Annotated in this window: 21 protein-coding genes and 2 tRNA genes; 14 read left to right on the top strand and 9 right to left on the bottom strand. The window is 64.0% G+C overall.

All coding sequences use genetic code 11. The annotated features are described in order from the left end of the window. Positions 1-17 precede the first annotated feature (17 nt). The 4 genes from KVX96_RS16575 to KVX96_RS16560 are packed head-to-tail and all read right to left on the bottom strand — an operon-like array spanning position 18 to position 3,917. Positions 18-755, bottom strand: a complete 738-nt coding sequence (locus tag KVX96_RS16575) for an SDR family oxidoreductase (RefSeq protein ID WP_261195859.1) — start codon at positions 753-755, stop codon at positions 18-20. After that, positions 752-1,600, bottom strand: coding sequence for a fumarylacetoacetate hydrolase family protein (locus KVX96_RS16570; protein WP_261195858.1), 849 nt, complete (start codon positions 1,598-1,600; stop codon positions 752-754). The genes KVX96_RS16575 and KVX96_RS16570 overlap by 4 nt, the downstream gene beginning before the upstream one ends. Continuing rightward, complete coding sequence (eno, locus tag KVX96_RS16565; protein WP_261195857.1) at positions 1,597-2,907, bottom strand: phosphopyruvate hydratase; 1,311 nt, start codon at positions 2,905-2,907, stop codon at positions 1,597-1,599. Before eno ends, KVX96_RS16570 begins: the two co-directional genes overlap by 4 nt. Next, the gene (locus tag KVX96_RS16560; protein ID WP_261195856.1) at positions 2,904-3,917 is read right to left on the bottom strand and encodes an aminoglycoside phosphotransferase family protein; all 1,014 of its coding nucleotides are present in this window, start codon (positions 3,915-3,917) and stop codon (positions 2,904-2,906) included. Before KVX96_RS16560 ends, eno begins: the two co-directional genes overlap by 4 nt. A gap of 89 nt (positions 3,918-4,006) precedes the next feature. Here KVX96_RS16560 and KVX96_RS16555 point away from each other — a divergent pair, with 89 nt between their 5' ends. After that, positions 4,007-5,020, top strand: coding sequence for a LacI family DNA-binding transcriptional regulator (locus KVX96_RS16555; protein ID WP_261195855.1), 1,014 nt, complete (start codon positions 4,007-4,009; stop codon positions 5,018-5,020). Between the two features lie 54 nt (positions 5,021-5,074). Here KVX96_RS16555 and KVX96_RS16550 read toward each other — a convergent pair. Further along, positions 5,075-5,149: transfer RNA gene (locus KVX96_RS16550), tRNA-Thr, on the bottom strand. 54 nt (positions 5,150-5,203) lie between these two features. Here KVX96_RS16550 and KVX96_RS16545 point away from each other — a divergent pair. The 13 genes from KVX96_RS16545 (at position 5,204) to KVX96_RS16485 (ending at position 13,209) form a co-directional block, all read left to right on the top strand. Next, positions 5,204-5,470 carry a hypothetical protein gene (locus KVX96_RS16545; protein ID WP_261196065.1) on the top strand — a complete coding sequence of 89 codons (267 nt, stop codon included), beginning with the start codon at positions 5,204-5,206 and terminating at the stop codon, positions 5,468-5,470. Between the two features lie 9 nt (positions 5,471-5,479). Further along, the gene (gene murA, locus KVX96_RS16540) at positions 5,480-6,745 is read left to right on the top strand and encodes a UDP-N-acetylglucosamine 1-carboxyvinyltransferase (protein ID WP_261195854.1); all 1,266 of its coding nucleotides are present in this window, start codon (positions 5,480-5,482) and stop codon (positions 6,743-6,745) included. Continuing rightward, a complete protein-coding gene (locus KVX96_RS16535; protein ID WP_261195853.1) occupies positions 6,745-7,224 on the top strand; it encodes a DUF2948 family protein in 480 nt (159 codons plus the stop codon). The genes murA and KVX96_RS16535 overlap by 1 nt, the downstream gene beginning before the upstream one ends. 4 nt (positions 7,225-7,228) lie before the next feature. Then, a complete protein-coding gene (gene hisD / locus KVX96_RS16530) occupies positions 7,229-8,533 on the top strand; it encodes a histidinol dehydrogenase (RefSeq protein WP_261195852.1) in 1,305 nt (434 codons plus the stop codon). A 4-nt stretch (positions 8,534-8,537) separates the two neighbouring features. Continuing rightward, entirely contained in the window at positions 8,538-9,017 is a 480-nt protein-coding gene (locus KVX96_RS16525) for a UPF0262 family protein (RefSeq protein WP_261195851.1), read from the top strand. Positions 9,018-9,019: 2 nt separating this feature from the next. After that, a complete protein-coding gene (locus KVX96_RS16520) occupies positions 9,020-9,490 on the top strand; it encodes a low molecular weight phosphatase family protein (protein WP_261195850.1) in 471 nt (156 codons plus the stop codon). Beyond that, positions 9,490-10,071 (top strand): GNAT family N-acetyltransferase, encoded by a 582-nt coding sequence (locus KVX96_RS16515; RefSeq protein WP_261195846.1) that lies wholly within the window; start codon positions 9,490-9,492, stop codon positions 10,069-10,071. Before KVX96_RS16520 ends, KVX96_RS16515 begins: the two co-directional genes overlap by 1 nt. Next, positions 10,068-10,964: a carbon-nitrogen hydrolase family protein gene (locus tag KVX96_RS16510; RefSeq protein WP_261195845.1), complete on the top strand. Its 897-nt coding sequence runs from the start codon at positions 10,068-10,070 to the stop codon at positions 10,962-10,964. Before KVX96_RS16515 ends, KVX96_RS16510 begins: the two co-directional genes overlap by 4 nt. Before the next feature lie 66 nt (positions 10,965-11,030). Beyond that, positions 11,031-11,249, top strand: coding sequence for a translation initiation factor IF-1 (gene infA, locus KVX96_RS16505; protein ID WP_261195844.1), 219 nt, complete (start codon positions 11,031-11,033; stop codon positions 11,247-11,249). A 4-nt stretch (positions 11,250-11,253) separates the two neighbouring features. Continuing rightward, on the top strand, positions 11,254-11,835 hold the full coding sequence (locus tag KVX96_RS16500) for a Maf family protein (protein WP_261195843.1): 582 nt from the start codon (positions 11,254-11,256) through the stop codon (positions 11,833-11,835). Between the two features lie 4 nt (positions 11,836-11,839). Next, on the top strand, positions 11,840-12,877 hold the full coding sequence (locus KVX96_RS16495) for a ribonuclease E/G (protein ID WP_261195842.1): 1,038 nt from the start codon (positions 11,840-11,842) through the stop codon (positions 12,875-12,877). Continuing rightward, positions 12,874-13,056 (top strand): DNA gyrase inhibitor YacG, encoded by a 183-nt coding sequence (locus KVX96_RS16490; RefSeq protein ID WP_261195841.1) that lies wholly within the window; start codon positions 12,874-12,876, stop codon positions 13,054-13,056. Before KVX96_RS16495 ends, KVX96_RS16490 begins: the two co-directional genes overlap by 4 nt. Positions 13,057-13,134: 78 nt before the next feature. After that, positions 13,135-13,209: transfer RNA gene (locus KVX96_RS16485), tRNA-Phe, on the top strand. A gap of 591 nt (positions 13,210-13,800) precedes the next feature. Here the strand turns inward: KVX96_RS16485 and KVX96_RS16480 are convergent. From KVX96_RS16480 to KVX96_RS16465, 4 genes are all read right to left on the bottom strand, one after another. Beyond that, positions 13,801-14,034 carry a hypothetical protein gene (locus tag KVX96_RS16480; RefSeq protein ID WP_261195839.1) on the bottom strand — a complete coding sequence of 78 codons (234 nt, stop codon included), beginning with the start codon at positions 14,032-14,034 and terminating at the stop codon, positions 13,801-13,803. A 380-nt stretch (positions 14,035-14,414) separates the two neighbouring features. After that, the gene (locus tag KVX96_RS16475) at positions 14,415-14,657 is read right to left on the bottom strand and encodes a hypothetical protein (RefSeq protein WP_261195838.1); all 243 of its coding nucleotides are present in this window, start codon (positions 14,655-14,657) and stop codon (positions 14,415-14,417) included. 699 nt (positions 14,658-15,356) lie between these two features. Continuing rightward, positions 15,357-16,550: a kynureninase gene (kynU, locus tag KVX96_RS16470; protein ID WP_261195837.1), complete on the bottom strand. Its 1,194-nt coding sequence runs from the start codon at positions 16,548-16,550 to the stop codon at positions 15,357-15,359. 69 nt (positions 16,551-16,619) lie between these two features. Beyond that, complete coding sequence (locus tag KVX96_RS16465; protein WP_261195836.1) at positions 16,620-19,658, bottom strand: FG-GAP-like repeat-containing protein; 3,039 nt, start codon at positions 19,656-19,658, stop codon at positions 16,620-16,622. Between the last annotated feature and the right edge of the window lie 132 nt (positions 19,659-19,790).

Genomic DNA, 19,790 nt, shown 5'->3' with positions numbered 1-19,790 from the left:
TGGTCAATCCGGGCGGGTCAGATCATGATCCCGCCGTCGATGGCGATGGCCTGCCCCGTGATCAGCGCACTTTCCGGGCGCGCGAGATAGGCGCAGAGCCCGGCAATTTCCTCAGGCGTGCCGAAGCGCCCGCTGGGCTGGCGATCCAGAAAGCTCTGCTCCGCCGCCGCCATGCCGCCCATCGTGGGCGCAAGCTCGGCGATGCGGCCGCGCAGGCTGGGGCTGTCCACCACGCCGGGGCAGACCGCATTGGCGCGGATGCCGTGGCTCAGGTAGTCCGCCGCCACCGCCTTGGTGAGCCCGATGATCCCGCCCTTTGCCGCCGTATAGGCCGCGCGGCGCGGAAAGCCTTTCATCGAACTGGCCACGGAACCAATGGTGATGATGCTGCCGCCATGGGCCTTCATGCGTGGAATGGCGGCGCGCAGCACGTGGTAGGCGCTGTCCAGCGTGATCTCGGTGGAGCGCCGCCAATCCTCCTGCGTGCATTCCTCGATGGTGCCCTGATGCACGTAGCCGACGCAATGCACGAGGATATCCACCCGTGGGAGTGCCTTGAAATAGGCACTGACACGGGCTGAATCCGTTGCATCCAGCGCACTAGCGCGGACACCGGCAAGGCTCGCGACCAAAGCGCCGTCCAGATCGCTGGCATGGACCTCGGCCCCGTCATCGCGCAGGCGCGCGGCGACGGCGCGGCCGATGCCCTGACCGGCCGCCGTTACAACGGCGACCTTGCCAGCCAGCGGCGTCACAGCGGCACGACCTTTTGCGATTGCGCGCCAAGCTTCTCGATCCCGAGCGATACCTCATCGCCCGGCTTCAGCCAGACAGGCGGCTTCATGCCCGCGCCAACCCCCGGCGGGGTGCCGGTGCAGATCAGATCGCCGGGCTCAAGCCGGGCGAATTCGCTCATGTAGGACACGATCGTCGCCACATCGAAGATCATCGTGCTGGTGTGGCCCGTCTGCATCCGCGTGCCGTTCACATCCAGCCACATCGACAGCGCCTGCACATCGTCCACCTCATCCGGCGTCACCAACCAGGGGCCGGTCGGGCAGAAATTGGGGAAGCTCTTGCCCTTCACCCACTGCCCGGAGCGCTCCAGCTGCCAGGCCCGCTCAGACACGTCATTGACCAGCACGAAGCCCGCCACATGCGCCATGGCATCGCTTTTCTCGATGTTGAGCGCGGGCTTGCCGATCACGATGCCCAGTTCCACCTCCCAATCCAGCTTGGACATTTTCGGGGAGTAGAGGATGTCATCATGGGGGCCGCAGAAAGTGCCGGAAGATTTGTTGAACAGGATCGGCTCTTCCGGGATCGCCATGCCCGCTTCGGCGGCGTGGTCGGAGTAGTTCAGGCCGATGCACCAGATGTTGCGCGGCTGCGCGATGGGCGCGGCCAGCCGCTGCCCCTCGACCTGCGCCACCGGCAGGCTGGACGGATCCAGCGCGCCCAGCGAGGCGAGCAGATCGGGCGAAAGCGTGTCGGGCGTGAAATCGGCCACATAGGCCGAGACATCGCGCGGGATGCCGTCTGCGTCGATCAGGCAGGGGGTTTTGGGGGCGCCGGAAGCGCCGTAGCGAGCGAGTTTCATGCGTTGTCCTTTTGAGTTTTGCCCCACCATGTGCCGGCCAGCGCCGCGCCGCCCGCGAAGGCGGGCGCGTCGGGGCTGTCGGCGATGCGCAGGCATTCGTTCCATTTCACCATCCGCTCCGAGCGCGTGAAGGAGCCGACCTTCAGCTGCCCCGCGCCGAGCGCCGTGGCGATATGGCTGATCGATGTGTCCTCGGTTTCACCCGAACGTGCCGAGACGATCGCGCCCCAGTCGTGTTTGCGCGCGGCCCGGAAAGCGGCCAGAGATTCAGAGACTGTTCCGGCCTGATTCACCTTGATCAGCACCGCGTTGCAGGCCCCGGCCTGTGCCGCTTCCTCGACAAGTGGCGCGGTGGTGACGAGGTAATCGTCGCCGATGATCTGCACGCGTTCGCCAAAACGGCGGGTGAATTCCCGCATGCCCTCCACGTCATCCTCGCCCACCGGATCCTCGATGGAGACGATCGGGTAAGCGTCAAGCCAGCCGCCCAGCATGTCGATCAGCGCGGCGCTGTCCATCTCACGATCTTCCAGTGCGAGCCGGTAGCGGCCCGATGTGCCAAACTCCGAAGCTGCTACGTCGAGCGAGATCGCGACCCGCTCGCCGGGCTTTTCCCCAGCCAGCGCGATGGCCTCGGTGAGGGTCTCCAGAGCCTCTTCGTTGCTGTCAAACGAAGGCCACCAACCGCCCTCATCGGCGACCCCGGCAAGGCGGCCATTGCGGCCCATGATGTCGCCCGCCGCGAAATAGACCTCGTTGGTCACCTCCATCACCTCGTCAAAGGAGGAGGCACCCGGCACCATGATCATGAAATCCTGAATATCCACACGCCGCCCGGCATGGGCACCGCCGCCGAAAATCTGAATTTCCGGCAGGGGGAGAGCCGCTTTTGTGCCTTCCTGCAGGGCGAGATATTGCCAGAGCGGCAGGCCCGCTTCCTCCGCCGCAGCATGGAGCACGGCGAGCGAAACGGCTACCGTGGCGTTGCCGCCCAGATTGGCTTTCAAAGGGCTCGGATCGAGCGCGAGGATGGCGGCATCCACGCCCGCCTGATCGCGCACGTCCAGCCCCTTGAGCGCCGCCGCAATCGGCCCGTTGACCGCCGCCAGCGCCTTGCTCACGCCCATACCACGTAAAGCGCTGCCGCCGTCGCGCAGATCCAGCGCTTCCCGCGCCCCGCGCGAGGCCCCGGCCGGGGCAATCGCCCGGCCCAGCGCGCCGTTTTGAAGCCGGACCTCGGCCTCTACCGTCGGGTTGCCCCGCGAATCCCAGACCCTGCGGCCCTTTACCGATGCAATGGCTGTCACGCGCCTTGCTCCTTCGTTTGTTCGGAAATGTCGGAGAGCAGGGCCGAAAGCCCCGCCTGCGGCGCAAGGATCAGCGCCTTTGAAAGGTCGCGCACCTGACTGGCCGTTTCCGGTGCGAGGTATTCGACCGGGGATTTCCCATCCACGCGGGCCAGCATCAGCGCCGGCAGAAGCGCCGCGATCCGGGCCTCAAGGCCTGCGGCAGGTTCCCAGCGCACATGGGGGGCATAGGCGGCCCAGAGCGCGGCGGCTTCCTGCAGGTAGGCCGCGCGGCAGGCGGGCAGATGCAGCGCTTTCAGCACGAGGTGGTTCAGGCAGAAGGCCACGTCGAACGCCGGATCGCCCATGGTGGCGCATTCGGCATCCAGAATCACCGGCCCGCCGGTGCGGAACAGGATGTTCTTGGGGCTCACATCGCCATGAACCAGCGCAATTTCGGCGGAATAGAGACTATTTGCCAGCGCTTGCAGCGGCGCGGCGAGATCAGCGTGCCGCCCGGCGGTGAACTCGATATAGGGCTCGATCCGCAGGGCGCGGAAATCGTCGCGGTTGTGGAAGGGGCTGCGGTCAAAATCGGCCATAGCCGACGCCGCATGAAGGCGCCCGAGCATCCCACCCACGGCGGCAGCCTCGCCTTTCGGCGCCTGCCCCTGCAGCAGCGCATCCTTCCAGAGGTAGACCTCCTGCCCCGCCAGGAACTCCATCGCGAAACCGTGGAGCGTTTCGGAGCGCCCATAGAGCCGCACCGCACTTTCCGGCGCGATTTTCGCGGCGACCGTCAGCCAGGCGTATTCCGCCGCGTTGCGATGCACCGGGGCGCGCCAGTCGGCGGCGACCTTGAGCTTGGGCAGGGCGAATTTCATGCAGTAATCCGCATCGCCAATCCGCACCCGCGCAATATCAGAGGCCACGCCCCCCGTGAGCGGCTCAACAGCACGGATCGCTTCGGGGCGATCGGCCAACCCCAGATCTTGCGCAAGGCGCGCGCAGTTGTCTTCCAGCGCTTGCATGGCTTCCTCGATTCCCGCATATTCGGCTATATGTTCACGTGAACAAATACGCAGGCACAGCCATCTGGTCAACCCCCCGGAAAGCTGGGATGGTGGGGCAGCAGCCGAAGGAGGCCGAGTTGCGCGAACGCGCCACGATCAAATCCATCGCGCGGGATCTGGGCATCTCGCATATGACGGTGTCGCGCGCGCTGTCGGGCCATCCGAACGTGCAGAAGGAAACGCGCGAAGCGGTGCAGGCCCATGCGCAGGCGGTGGGCTACGTGAAGAGCGCCGCCGCTTCGGTGATGCGCGGGGCGGGCGCGCCGATTGCCGGGCTGCTGCTGCCCAACATCACCAACGAATTCTACGCCCATTTCGCCAACAGCCTCGCACTGGCCTGCGATGCCCAGAAGTTGCAGTTGATCATCCACCTCACCGGTGACGAGGCCGAGGCCGAGGCGCTTGCCCTGCAGCGCCTGCGCGAGGTTCAGGCGCGCTTTGTCGTCTCCGTGCCCACGCCCACCACTGAAGCTGAGGCCCTGCCGCCCGACGGCCCCGCGCTGATTCACCTGATCCGTCGCCGCACCGACGCGCCCGAGGCCCCGGCCATCCTGATCGACGACGCCCCGGCCTTGAAGCAGGCGGTGGGTGCACTCGCCAAGGCCGGGCACCGGCGGATTGCCTATATCGGGGCGGATCAGAGCCTGAGTTCGGGCGAAAGCCGCCTTACCGCCGTTCGGGAAGGACTCACTGAGGCCGGGCTTACGGAAAGCGAAACACAGCTTCTAACCGGCCCGCCGGGCTTTGCCACCGGCGAGGCCTTCACGCGCGGGCTGATCGCAAGCGGCACGGCGACGGCGATCCTCTGCGGCGGTTTCGAGATTTCGGCCGGCGTGCTTGCGGCCCTGCAACAGGCCCCTGAGGCGCGGCTGACCATGATCGGCTACGGCGACCCTTCCTATTACCGCTGGATCGGCGGCGGCATCTCCGCCATCGCGCTCCCGGTGAAGGAACTGGCCCGCCAGACCGCCGAGATGATCGCATCACCCCCCGCCAAGGGTGAAACCCGCCGCGTGCCCGCCGGGCTCACGATCCGGGCCCTGCCCGCACCCGCAGACTGAGCCAGCAACAACAGCAAGGCTCTAAAGCGGCGCGTATCTCAATGAGGGGGGGAGTGGTGCTGCTGGAGAGAATTGAACTCTCGACCTCTCCCTTACCAAGGGAGTGCTCTACCTCTGAGCTACAGCAGCATGCCGTGTGTGGCGGGTCTTTAATGCCTCGCCGCTGGGGGTGCAAGCGCCTTTTTGCAAGAAATCGCCGCCACCGGGCGGCCCCGAAAACACCGTGGCGTTTTCGCCGCGCGGCAAGCCTGCACGCTCTCTGGACCCCTCGCGGGTGCTGCGCTACAGAGGGGCATGGAAAAACCTTCGCAAAAAAAGGGTGGCAAGCCCGCCAGTGACAGCCGCGATGAGCGGTTGAAGGCGGCGTTGAAGGCCAACATGCAAAAGCGCAAGGCACAGGCGCGGGCCCGGAGCACCTCCGAAAGCCCGCAGGACAAGACGGACAAGTAGGGCAGTTTCATGGATTCGATCGTCGTTACGGGCAATGGCCCGCTTCAGGGCAGCATTCCGATCGCGGGCGCAAAGAACGCCTGCCTCACGTTGATGCCGGCCACGCTGCTCAGCGAAGAGCCCCTGACGCTCACCAACGCGCCGCGGCTCTCCGACATCAAGACGATGACGGCCCTGCTGCAGTCGCTGGGCTCCGAAGTGAGCAGCCTGCAGGACGGTCAGGTGCTGGCGCTGTCGAGCCACGGGGTGGACAACCACAAGGCCGATTATGACATCGTGCGCAAGATGCGCGCTTCGATCCTTGTGCTGGGCCCGCTGCTGGCGCGCTTCGGCCATGCCGTTGTCTCGCTGCCCGGCGGCTGTGCCATCGGCGCGCGGCCCGTGGATCTGCATCTGAAGGCGCTGGAAGCCATGGGCGCGGAGCTGGAGCTGAAGGAAGGCTACGTGCACGCCAAGGCCCCCGGAGGCCTGAAGGGCGGCACCGTGGAGTTCCCCTTCGTCTCCGTCGGCGCGACAGAGAACGCGCTGATGGCCGCGACACTCGCCAAGGGCACCACCGAGATCCGCAACGCCGCGCGCGAGCCGGAGATCGTGGATCTGGCGCAGTGCCTCAAGAAGATGGGCGCGCAGATCGAGGGCGAAGGCACCTCTACCATCACCATCCAAGGCGTGGATCACCTGCACGGCGCAACCCATCCCGTGGTCACCGACCGCATCGAGCTTGGCACCTACATGCTTGCCCCGGTCATCACCGGCGGCGAGGTGGAACTGCTGGGCGGACGCATCGATCTGGTGGGCGCGTTCTGCGAGAAGCTCCATGCCGCGGGCGTCAGCATCGAGGAAACGGCGCGCGGGCTTAAAGTCTCCCGCCGCAATGGCCGCGCCAAGGCGGTGGATGTGACCACCGAGCCTTTCCCCGGCTTCCCCACCGATCTGCAGGCGCAGATGATGGCGCTGCTGTGCACCGCCGAGGGCACCAGCGTTCTCGAAGAGAAGATCTTCGAGAACCGCTTCATGCATGCGCCCGAGCTGATCCGCATGGGCGCGAAGATTGACGTGCACGGCGGCCATGCCACCGTGACGGGCGTCGAACGGCTGAAAGGCGCGCCGGTGATGGCCACCGATCTGCGTGCCTCGGTGTCGCTGATCCTCGCCGGTCTGGCGGCGGAGGGCGAGACGGTCGTTTCGCGCGTTTACCACCTTGATCGCGGCTATGAGCGCGTCGAAGAGAAACTGCGTGCCTGCGGGGCGCTGATCGAAAGGATACCCGGCTGATGCAGGAAGATGCCCGTTTCGAAGACGGCGGCGAGGCCGCGCTGCACCTGAAGGCGCTGGACGCCGAGGATCTGCAGGTGATCGCCAGCCTGACGCAGGATGCTGTTTTTCCGGCCACGGAGATGACTTGGCAACCAAAAGAGCGCCGCTTCGCCCTGCTGCTGAACCGCTTCCGCTGGGAGGATCTGCCGCAGGCCGAAAAGCGCCACCGCCCCTATGAGCGGGTGCAATCGGTTCTGGCCTTTGACTCGGTGCTGAGCGTGCAGAGCCAGGGCGTGCAGCGCGGCGATGCGGATACCGTGCTCTCGTTGCTGTCGGTCGATTGGCAGCCGGGCGAGGACGCCGCCGGCATCGTGGAGATCACGCTGGCCGGCGATGGCGCGATCCGCCTGCAGGTCGAATGCCTTGAAGCCACCTTGAAAGACGTGACGCGGCCCTATCTTGCCAACGCGCGCCACATGCCTCACCACCCGGACTAAGCCCTTGCCCCTGTTCCTGAACGCTTCCGATGCCTCCTTCGAGGCGGATTTCGCCGCCTTCCTGACCACCAAGCGCGAGGATTCGCCCGATGTGGACGCGGTGGTCGCCGAGATCATCGCCGACGTCCGCGCGCGCGGCGATGCGGCGGTGATCGCGCTGACGGCGAAGTTCGACCGGCTTGAGCTCACCCCCGAAACGCTGGCCTTCACGCCGGAAGAGATCGCGGCGGAATGTGCCAAGGTCTCGCCAGAGGAGCGCGCCGCGCTGGAGCTGGCCGCAGACCGCATCCGCGCCTACCACGAACGGCAATTGCCCGAAGATGCGCAGTGGGAGGACGCCTCCGGCGCGACTCTGGGCTGGCGCTGGGGGCCTGTCTCGGCGGCTGGCCTCTATGTGCCGGGCGGCCTGGCCTCCTACCCGTCTTCGGTGCTGATGAACGCGATTCCGGCCAAGGTGGCCGGCGTGGAGCGGCTCGCCATCGTCGTGCCCACGCCGGGCGGGGTGACGAACCCGCTGGTGCTACTGGCCGCGCAACTGGCCGGGGTGGATGAGATCTACCGCATCGGCGGCGCGCAGGCCGTGGCCGCGCTGGCCTATGGCACGGAAACCATCGCCCCGGTGGACAAGATCACTGGCCCCGGCAACGCCTTCGTGGCCGCCGCCAAGCGCCGCGTGTTTGGCAAGGTCGGGATCGACATGATCGCAGGGCCGAGCGAGATCCTCGTGATCGCCGACAAGGACAATGATCCGGACTGGATCGCGGTGGATCTGCTGAGCCAAGCCGAGCACGATGAAAGCGCGCAGTCGATCCTGATCACCGATGATGCTGCTTTCGGCAAGGCTGTTGCCGCTGCCGTGGAAAAACGGCTGGAAACGCTGGAGCGCCGTGCCATCGCGGGCGCAAGCTGGCGCGATTTCGGCGCGGTGATCACAGTGCCCGATCTGGATGTGGCCGCGCAGCTGTCGGATCGCATCGCGCCGGAGCACCTTCAGCTTTGCGTGGCCGATGCGGAAAGCTACGTGGGCAAGATCACCCACGCCGGCGCCATTTTCATCGGCGCCTACACGCCGGAGGCCATCGGCGATTACGTCGGCGGGCCGAACCACGTGCTGCCCACGGCCCGCTCGGCGCGCTTCTCCTCCGGCCTGTCGGTTCTGGATTTCATGAAGCGCACGACGCTGTCGCGCATGACCCCCCGCGCACTGGCCGCCATCGGCCCGGCGGCGGAACGGCTGGCGATTTCGGAAAGCCTTGAAGCCCATGGCCTGAGCGTCCGCGCCCGGCTTGATGCCTTGAACGAGGGATAAGGCGATGAGCAAACTCATCCGCGTTGAAATCGACGACTCCGGCCTCCCGGCCCCGACGCCCGAGATCGAGCAGGAGCGCAAGGTCGCCATCTTTGACCTGCTGGAAGACAATTCCTTCGTGCTGCCGGGCCGTGACGGGCAAGACGCTCCCGAAGGCCCCTTCGGCCTTGTGCTGGCGATCCGCGAGCGGCGGCTGGTGTTCGAGATCACCACAGAAGCCGAGGCGAAAGTGGTGGATTTCCACATGTCGCTCGGGCCGTTCCGGCAGGTGGTGAAAGACTACTTCCAGATCTGCAAAAGCTATTTCGATGCCGTGAAGAAACTGCCCCCCAGCCAGATCGAAGCCATCGACATGGCCCGGCGCGGCATTCATAACGAGGGTGCCCGCGTGGTGCAGGAGCGCCTTGAGGGCAAGGCCGAGGTCGACATCGACACCGCGCGCCGCCTCTTCACTCTGATCTGCGTTCTGCATTTCGGTCAGTGACGATGGGCGACGTGCAGATCCCCACGTCTGTTCTGTTCTGCTGCGATCACAACGCCGTCCGCTCCCCCATGGCCGAAGGTATCACCAAGGCGCTTTGCGGGCAGGAGATCTATGTGCAATCCGCCGGGGTGCGCAACGATCTGGAGATCGACGGCTTCGCCATTTCCGTCTGCGACGAGATCGGCGTTGAGATCTCGCGCCACCGATCGCGCTCCTTCGAGGAGATGCTGGCCTGGGGCGATGATCTGTCGGGTTACGATCTGATCGTGGCGCTTTCCCCCGCCAGCCAGCGGATGGCACTGGAGCTGACGCGCTACGCCCATCTCGAGGTGGAATACTGGCCAGTGCTCGATCCCACGGGCCTTGGCGAAACGCGGGAGACGAAACTCGCCGCCTACCGCCAGACCCGCGACCAGATCCGCGACCGCGTCCGCGCCCGGTTTGGTGGCGCGCTGCAAGGCAGCCCCGCCTGATGGAGGTCAAACCCCTCACCGGCAGCACCCTGCGCGCAGCCCTTGGGGATCTGGCTCGCCTGCGCATCGCCGTTTTCGCCGAATGGCCCTATCTCTACGATGGCGATGAGGCCTATGAACGGCGCTATCTAGCCACCTATGAGGCCAGCCCCGGCGCGATTGTCGTCGCCGCTTTGGACGAAGGCCGGATTGTCGGGGCCGCCACGGGCACGCCGATGGAAGATCACGCCTCGGAATTCGCCGCGCCGCTCGCCAAGGCCGGGCTTGCCGTGGAGCAATGTTTCTACTGCGCCGAATCCGTCCTGCTGCCCGCCTATCGCGGGCAAGGGCTGGGCCACGCATTCTTTGACGCCCGCGAGGCCCACGCCCGCAGCCTTGGCCGCAGCCATGCCGTCTTCTGCGCCGTGCAGCGCCCTGCGGATCACCCGGCGCGCCCCGCCAGCTATCGCCCGCTCGACGGCTTCTGGCGCAAGCGCGGATATGCCCCGGTGGAGGGCGCTTTCGCCCAGTTCCGCTGGAAGGATCACGGCGACACCACCGAGACGGAAAAGCCCCTGCAACTCTGGAGCCGCGCCCTATGAAGATCGCCAGTGCCGCCTATCCGATCGACTGGCTCGCCTCGCCCGAAGCCCTGCGGAAAAAGCTCGCCCGCTGGGTGGCACAGGCGGCACAGGCCGGGGCCGATCTGCTTGTCTTCCCGGAATACGGTGGCATGGAATGGGCCAGCCTTGCCGGCGAGGCCGTGCGCGGCGATCAGGCCGCCTGCACGGATGCTGCCGCCGCGCAGTGGGATCTGGCCGATGGCATCCTCGCTGCACTGGCCGCTGACCACGGCGTCCATATCCTCGGGCCCTCCGCCCCGGTGGACGGCGGTAACGGCACCCATATCAACCGCGCAGGCTTCTACCGCCCCGATGGTGCGCGCGCCCATGCTGACAAGCAGATCATGACCCAATACGAGCGCGACAGCTGGAGCCTGCGCGCAGGCGACGGCCCCGCCCTCGTGGAGACGCCCTTCGGGCGCATCGGCATCCTGATCTGCTACGACAGCGAGTTCCCCCTGCTCGCCCGCGCGCTGGCCGAAGCCGGGGCCGAGATCCTGCTCGTGCCCTCCTGCACCGATGCACTCATGGGCTATCACCGCGTTCGCGTGGGCTGCATGGCGCGGGCGCTGGAGAACCAAATGGTGGTTGTCCATTCCGTCACCGTGGGCCCGGTGGATTGGTGCCCGGCAGTGGATGAAAACCACGGCGCCGCCGCGCTCTACGGCCCGCCGGATCACGGCTTTCCGCCCGATGGCGTGCTGATGCAGGGGCCGATGGACACGCCGGGCTGGACCATCGCCGAGGTGGATATCGAAGCCGTGCGCCGGGTGCGCCGCGAGGGGCAGGTGCGCAACCTCACCCACTGGCCGGAGCAGGCCGCGCGCATCCCCCACGTCACTTTTCTGCAATTCGGCGAAGCCACCCCTTGAAACATTGCCATTTTAAGCGCATTTAGTGCGCGCCCGCACCAAGCGGGTATTTGTTATGGAGCGAACATGGCCAAGGATGAAGATCTCGAATTTCCGGGCGTCGTTAGGGAACTCCTGCCAAATGCGACATTCCGGGTCGAGCTTGAGAACGGCCACGAGATCATCGCACATATGGCAGGCAAAATGCGCAAGAACCGTATCCGCGTGCTCGCGGGCGACAAGGTTCAGGTCGCTATGACGCCGTATGACCTCACCAAGGGTCGCATCAACTACCGCTTCAAGTAAGCCAATGCGGCTTGTTCTGGGCTCTGGCAGTCCGCGCCGGAAGGATCTTCTGGCGCAAATCGGACTCGTGCCCGATTCGATCCGCCCCCCCGACATCGACGAAACGCCTCAGCCAGGTGAACTGCCGCGCCCCTATTGCGTGCGGCTTGCAGCGGAAAAGGCGCAGGCCGTCGATCTGGCGGCGGATGAGATCGTCCTCTGCGCCGATACCACCGTGGCCCTGGGCCGCCGCATCCTCGGCAAGCCTGCCGACGAGAAGGAAGCGGCCGAGTTCCTGATCAAGCTTGCAGGGCGCCGCCATCAGGTGATCACAGCTGTGGCGGTGCGAAAGGGCGATCAGCTCTGGCAGCGCGATGTGGTGACGGGGGTGAAGATGAAGCGCCTCTCCGACGTGGAACTCAACACCTATCTCGCTTCCGGCGACTGGCGCGGCAAGGCCGGCGGCTACGCCATTCAGGGGCCCGCCGGGGCCTTCATCCCGTGGATCAGCGGCTCTTTTACCGCCGTGGTCGGCCTGCCCGTGGCCGAAACCGCGCAGCTCCTGCAGGCGGCAGGCTATCCGCTCTATTCCCAAACCGAGGGGTAACGCCATGAAAGGCACCGTCATCATTCTGGATCACCTGCGGGGCCGCGAGGTGGCCGCGCGGCTCGTGGACGGTCGGTTGGAGGATTTCCTCTTCACCCCGGCGGATCCCGATGTGCCGCTGCCCGGCGCGATCTACCGCGCCATCGTGGAGCGCCCGATGAAAGGACAAGGCGGTGTCATGGTGCGCCTGCCCGAGGGCACGGGCTTCCTGCGGCAGGCCAAGGGGCTTGCTGCCGGTCAGGCAATCCTCGTGCAGGTCACCGGCTTTGCCGAGGGCGGCAAGGCCGTGCCCGTCACCCAGCGCGTGCTGTTCAAAAGCCGCTACGCCATCGTCACGCCGGATGCGCCGGGGCTCAATATCTCCCGCGCGATCCGCGAAGAGGAGCGCCGCGCCGAGCTGAAAGCGCTGGCCGATGACGGGATGGAGGGCAGCCTCCACGGGCTGATCTTGCGCACTGCCGCCAGCACCGGCCCGGACGACGACATCGCCGAAGACATCGCCGCCATGCGCGCGGCAGCCGACGCGATTCTGATAGATGCCGAGGGCGACACGCCCGAACTGCTGCTCGACGGTCCCGCCCCCCACATGCTGGCCTGGCGCGACTGGCCCGAGCCCGACCATGTCGAGTCCGAGCCCGGCGGGCTGGACCGGTTCGACGCGCTGTCCGCCATCGAAGCGCTGGCCTCGCCCCATGTCACCCTGCCCGGCGGCGCGAGCATGTATATCGAACCCACCCGCGCGCTGGTGGCCGTGGATGTGAACACCGGCGGCGACACCTCACCCGCAGCCGGGCTGAAAGCCAATATCGAAGCCATCCGCGCCCTGCCCCGCCAATTGCGCTGCCGCGGCCTTGGCGGGCAGATCGTGCTCGATCTCGCCCCCTTCCCCAAGAAGGACCGCCGCCCCATCGAACAACAGCTGCGCGCCGTGTTCCGCGCCGATGGGATCGAGACGGTGCTGGTCGGCTTCACCGGCATGGGGCTCTTTGAGTTGCAGCGCAAACGCGAGCGCCTGCCGCTGGACCGGGGGCTGCTGCAATGAGCTGCCCGATCTGCAAGAAACCATCGGTGGAAAGCTACCGCCCCTTCTGCTCCAAACGCTGCGCCGACGTCGATTTGGGCCGCTGGATGTCGGAGAGCTACGCGATCCCGGCAGAGAGCGAAGAAGAGGCGGATTTGGCGTCCGAAGAGGAAAACGAAGCGAGCCGCAACCTGCACTGAAAAAACTGCATTTCGCCTCTGGACAGTCCCCTCGGGCGCGTCTAGAAGAGCGCCACCCGAACGCTAGCGTTCACCCGTGCCCGGGTAGCTCAGGGGTAGAGCAGTGGATTGAAAATCCTCGTGTCGGTGGTTCGATTCCGCCCCCGGGCACCATTTAACACCGTGAAAATATGGGATTGTTCGCGCGCGTACCCGCTTTGTCATTCGTGCTCTCATCCCTTTGTGTGCTGCATGGGTGCCATTTGTAGACAATTGACTCAACCGTAGTCAGTGTTGAGAACCTCTTGATTGAAAGGGCCCGCGAGGAGAGCGAAACCCTGCTCTCATCTCTGACCGAGGCCCTCAGGAAGATCGCTGCATGGTAGGAAGTCTACTACCGCGATCAAACGCATTCATCCCTCGGCAACCCAAAGCCGCAGGAATTTGGAATGAGATCGAGGCTGGAAACCAAATCCGCACAATGCCAGAAACTTAACGATAGATTCCCCCAGGGATCGAAAGAAAGTCGGGTCTTAGCTACCCTGGAACACAGACTTTCAATCGAGCTGAAAATGAGAATCCCGCCCGGAAATGCATTTGAACGAAATTAGTACACCCAAGAGAACAGTGTCAAATTCCAATCCCTTTCCCAGCAGCGTTTGAGAGAGTCTTCCGACGGTTACCGAACTGGCCTTTCTTTATAGAAGACATTTTCTTCAACTACACTGAATTGCCACCGACTTGAGAAAAGCAAGACCGCGTCCGTCAGGGCCCATTGCCTGTAATCGGAAACACACTCTTTCTTCGATTTATTTCTTCTACAGCCATAAAGAAGTTCTCAGCAACTTTTTTCGACAGATTGTCATAAAGAGTGACTTGTCCAACGGTGGAGCCACCAACCACAATAGGGCGAAGCGCCGGGGTAAAGATAAAATCCTGAGGTTGATTCAATTTGGACTCAGAGGAAAAAATAAATTTCGGAGGGCTATTCTCATCCATCTTCATTCTCTGGTGCGAGAATACAAAAATTCATGGCTTATCACGATATGACAAAACATACTGATAGTGTGTATCACTTAGCTGTTTTATGCGCCAAATCCTGTAGTTTCCGACTTCGTCAACCTTAACCCCCGTCAGTGTTGTGTTCGGACACTCATTTTCCTTGGAGAACTGGAAATCTGGTGTCGCCGTGTCGAAGGGCTCAAACGGACTAGAACAACCAATAGTATTGAGAGCGATTAGGCCTAGAAGGGAAATACGGATCAGTCGCCCAGCTATCATGCTGGATTTCTGAGACAACTCCCTCACCCGATTTGTGCAACAAAGCCCCATCGCACGCTCTTCAGCGTGAATAACATCCCGATCAGAGTCTACGTATTTTATTTCTGCGGCCAAGGATTTACAACCTTCCCATTGTAGATGATATCGCCATGAACAAGAGCAAACGCTTGCTCGGAATTTGATTTGTTTTTGTTGGAGACGGCGTAGAAAACGCCCGCGTCATTTAGAAGAATCTCAGTAACGGAATTTCTGCAGTTTTCTTCTGCCAACTGCTTTACGGCTTCGGGGAAACGGTTTCGTCTTGAGTCGTATTCACCTTTTCTAAACAGGTTGTGATCCATGCGCCGTTTCATCAAAGTGTCTATGGCCGGGATCAAGAATTTCTCAGGAAAAACAAAAGGGAAATCGTACCCTAAATGTGTGGAATACGTGAGGGGAACCGTTATTCCTGAGTCGTTTATTATGCCCCGTTTTCCGTTGCGAAGAAACTCGCAGAAACACGGACTACTTTTTCGTATCACTCGGTATCCAAATATCCCGTTATAATTGTTCGTTGAGTTTTCGTTGATAAGAATACGAATGTTGTCAACAGTTTGCCTGCCGCCAGCATAAATATCCTTCCAACCTTTCCTCAATGGGATTCTTAAAACACACCAAATTGAAATCAAGCTCAGGGATTAACGTAATTTTGGCCCCATCAGCAGCTAAAGCCAACGACGGCAAACTCGTGAATGTGACAAATACACCCAGAACTGAAGAAATGACGCCGCGTCTAAGCTTTCCGAACATAGTTTCCCCTACAAACTGATAGCCGATGTGTTTAGCGAGTTTATGGGCCCGCGTCAGATCCACGCCTGATGTGACGTGAAACGGGGTGGCTTGGGCTCCTTGCGTAATGAACCATGTTTTAAACCAACCATACAACCATAGAGTGAAGACGTCGTCTGAGGGCCCTGAATGCGCGCCTTTCAGAGAATGGAGACCGGGACGTGCTAACTCTCGGACCAGAGCCAACAGTTTTTGGCATTCTGCGCGATCTGCTACGTCACCCGTGACCGGACGCTGTAGTGCGGCTCCTGCCACACCCCTTCCGCCATCACATCCCCAAGGATCTCTGCCGCCCGCACCACATCCGCTTCGTCCAGGTAGAGCGGGGTGAAACCGAAGCGCAGGATGTTGGGGGCGCGGAAATCGCCGATCACGCCGCGTTCGATCAGGGCCTGCATGACGGGGTAGCCGTCTTCAAACGCGAAAGAGACCTGTGAGCCGCGGGCCTGTGGATCGCGCGGGGAGGCGAGGCGCAGTTGCGGGCAGCGCGCCTCGACCTCGCAGATGAAGCGCTCCGAAAGCCGGATCGACGCAGCGCGCAGGGCCTGCATGTCCACCCCTTCCCAGATGTCGAGCGCATGATCCAGCAGCGCCAGTTGCACAATGGGCGGGGTGCCAACGCGCAGGCGTTCGGTGCTCATGGCGGGGCGGTAACCGGGTTCCATTGCGAAAGGCGTATCATGGCCGAGCCAGCCTGCCAGCGCCGGCTTCACGTGGTCGATGATGTCGGGACGGGCGTAGATGAACGCGGGCGCGCCGGGGCCGCCGTTGAGGTATTTATACGTGCAGCCCACCGCGAACTCGGCCTCGCTGGCCGCGATGTCCACCGGCACGGCCCCAGCGCTATGGGCCAGATCCCAGATCATCACGGCACCTGCTGCATGGGCGGCCTTGGTGATGGCCTCCATGTCGTGCAGGCGGCCGGTGCGGTAATCCACATGGGTGAGCATCACCACGGCGATCTCCTCGGTGATCGCCTCCAGCACGGCCTCGGGCTCGGCCAGCCGCAGCTCGTGGCCTTGGCCGATGGTGCCGATCAGCCCCTGCGCCATGTAGAGATCGGAGGGGAAATTGCCGGTGTCCGACAGGATCACCCGCCGCGAGGGGGCCATCTTCAGGGCCGCCGCCAGCGCCTGGTAGACCTTGATCGACAGCGTATCGCCCGTCGTCACCGAGCCTTCCGGCGCGCCGATCAGCCTCGCGATGCGGTCGCCAACGCGGGCGGGCATGGCCATCCATCCCGCCGTGTTCCACGCCTTGATGAGCTGCTGGCCCCACTCATCGCTCAGCACCTGCGCCACGCGCGCCTGCGCACCGCGGGGCAGCGGGCCGAGCGAGTTACCGTCCAGATAGATCACGCCTTCGGGCAGGTCGAAGCGGGATTTCAGCGGCAAGGGGTTTGGCATGGGCGGCTCCGGTCTTCGCGTTGCCCCTTTCTGGCAGGGAAAGGCTTGCCTTCGCAAGCCAATCATCCGCTAGGGCTGACGCTCGATCAGGTAGCTTTGGCCCGCCGCCAGCGGTCCAGCCACAAGGCTCACCGCACCATCGGGCCAGGTGATCTCTAAAGCGTCGGCCTGTGCCGCCGCCCCGAGCCCGAAATGGGCCATGGGCGCATCGAAGGACATGAACCCGCCGCCGAGTTGCAGCTCCCGTTGCTGCGTTCCTCCGCCCGCCGAAAGCCGCAGAACAGCGCCGATGGCCGCTGAATTGGCAGACGTATCGCGCAGCCGCACCGTGATCGCCCTCGCCGCCTGATCGTTGTTGCGGAAATAAACAAGCGGGCCGTTCACCGGATGCGTCAAGAGATCCAGATCGCCGTCCCCGTCCGGGTCAAACGCCACGGCGGTGGCTGTCATCAGGTAATCCTCCAGCCCGAAGGGCCCCGAAGCCTCTGTGAACTGGCCCTGTCCGTCGTTCTCGAAGAACAGGTTGGACGGGCTGACCTCATTGGGCACCCATGTGCCGTTGACGATATAGACGTCCAGATCGCCGTCGTTGTCGAAATCCTCGATCTTGGTGTCCCAGCTCCAGCCCCCCACCGACAGCCCCCGTGCCGGGGCTTCGTCGGCGAAACCCGCGCCCGCTTCGGGGCGGCGCAGGAGCACATTGGCCTGTTTAATCTGCGGCAGGGCCGCCGCCAGCGCGGCCGGCGAGGGCCGGCCCGCGGGGAGAAAGTGCAGCTCGCAGAAGGAGGCCGCAAGCGGCTGACCCGCCGGGATCAGGCCGCAGAGCGAGGGATCTTCTTTCTGGATCGCGATGTCCTTTATCAGCATCGCCTTGCACTGGGCCTGCGTGGGGGCGGGCAGATCATCGCAGTTGCGGGCATAGGTCGGGTCAAAATTGTTGCCCGATTTGTACCAGCGTTTGATCTCCATGTTCACGGTGCAGATCCGCTTGGCCTCCGGATCACGGATCCCGTCGCAATAGCGCTCAAGCGGTTGCATCTTCAGCGTGGCGGAGATGTTGGAGGAGCGGCCAGCGATCTGGGCGAGGTACAGATCGACGATGCCGCGGTTCTCCAGATCCGCTGTTTTCACCGCCATCGTCGTATGGGTGGTATGAGGGATCAGGCCGTCTTCACGGCCCAGAAGCCGCAGGCCGCCCTGCCCGTCGCTGAGGTAGATCGCGTCCGGGATCTCGAAATCATTGCCCACGATCAGATCCGGCCAGCCGTCCTGGCTCAGATCCGACAGCAGGATCGAAAGCGTTTCGCCGGGAATGGCGGGCAGGTCCACGCGGCCCGGTGCCAGAAGCCCGGCGCCGGTGTTCAGCAGCAGCCGGTTGCGGCTTTCCTCGCCGGGAACGCGCCGATACCAGCCCGCCGTCCAATTGCCGAGCGCCGCATCCAGATCGCCGTCCCGATCGATGTCGCCGAAGCTCAGCGCGATGGAGAGCACCGCGCCGCCGTCCTCGATCTTGCGCGGCGGTTCGGCCTGCGTGAAGCCACCCGCGTTGGGCCAGATCCAGTTACCCTGCCGGTAGGTCGCCAGGAAAAGATCCAGATCACCGTCGCCATCCAGATCCACGAGCGGCGCGTTGAACACGGGCATCTCTGCCACCGGGCCAAGCTCCAGATCGAGCGGTGTGAAGCCGCCGTTGCCGTCACCGCGGTAGGCATAAAGGCCCTTGCGCGTTGAGGCGATCACCACGTCCACAAGCCCGTCGCCGTCGATATCCCCGGTCGCCAGGCTGCGACCTTCCCAGAACGGCGGCCACATGTCTTCGAAATCGAACTCGAGCGGCTTGTCGATGCCGATCTCCGAAGCTTCGATCCGCGTGAAGGGTGTGGGCCCTGCAGCCGAGCGGGGGGCATGCGCCGTGGCGGTGACGCGGACAGGCACCTGCGCCGCCTCAGACGCCTGCGCCGCCATCAGGAGGCGTGGCGCGGGGGCTTCGCTCAGGAGGTAATCCAGCGCGCGGCGGTTCTGCCAATCGTGATAGGCCTGCGCCCCGGCCCCGCCGAGCACGCCGAGCGCCACAATGGCCGCCGAAAGCAGCACCGCCGCCCGCGTCGAGATGGTACGTGCGACGATCAGGAAGGAGTAGACAGAGAAAATCCCCAGCGTGAACAGCAACACCATCACATAGCCCACGCTGAGCCCGCTGCTCAGAAGGGCTCCGGCGATCACCACGTCAAAGGCGATGGGCACCGGCAGGAAGATCCCGGCCACCGCCACCAGCACCGCGAGCCCCAGCATGAAGGAGGTGCCCGACAACAGCTCGGGCGGCAGCAGATGGCCGGCCACAGCGCCAAGGAACCCGGCCAGGAACATCAGCGGAACCGTTGTACGCAGGATGAACCAGAGGTTGGCGGCAAAGCTTTTGGCAACGTCCCACAAGGCGCTTTGCAGCGGCATACGGGGCGCGGGCTCTGCCCAGCCCTCCGCCGGGATCGGCGGCGGCGCAATTTGCAATTGGGATCCGGGCAGCAAGCGGCAGATCAGCGGTACCACGACGAGGATCACGAGCAGGCTCAACCCGATCTTGGCCAGCACCATGTAAGCCGGCAAGAGGCTGAACAGCATCGTCAGCACCACCACGTTGAGCGTGGGCGAGGCCACCATGGCCGAAAGCGTCGTTTCCGCGCGCAGGCCGCTGGCATAGAGCCCCTTGGCAATCGGTGCCGCGCAGTTGACGCAAACTCCGAGCGGCGCGCCGATGGCGAGGCCAAGGGCCGAATTGGCAAACCCGCCCCGAAAGCTGCGCCAGGACATCGTGCCGAAGAGCGTCAGCAGCGCGGCCCCGAAGAGCACGCCGAAGGTCATGCCCTTCTTGTTGGTGTTCAGCCAGTTGACCGTCGAATAGGCGATCCGCTGCCACAGGGGCTGCTCCGGCGAAGTGGGCAACAGTACATCGAAGGAGATCGGATCCTCCAGCACAATCGCCCCGCTCATCAGCGCCTTGTCGTCCAGCGCCGGATAGCGCGACTGGGTCCAGAAGAGGTAGGCCAGCAGAGCGACGATCAGGAGGGCAAGAGCCGTCCGGGCATGGAGGGAGAAAAGGCGTTGCTGCATAAACTTCTGAAAACCGTTGGTCCTGCGGTTGACACCTGAGCGGGACTTGTGTCGTTTGTGGCAACTATCCGGGCATTTGCTCTGCAAAGCAACTGCAAGCCCCGGAGGGATCCGTAAACCGCACGATGTGCA

The sequence above is a fragment of the Pseudoruegeria sp. SHC-113 genome (assembly GCF_025376885.1).
In the GTDB taxonomy this organism is placed as follows: Bacteria; Pseudomonadota; Alphaproteobacteria; order Rhodobacterales; family Rhodobacteraceae; genus Pseudoruegeria.
The sequence above is the reverse complement of the archived record's forward strand: the minus strand, read 5'-3'. Positions and strand labels throughout refer to the sequence as shown.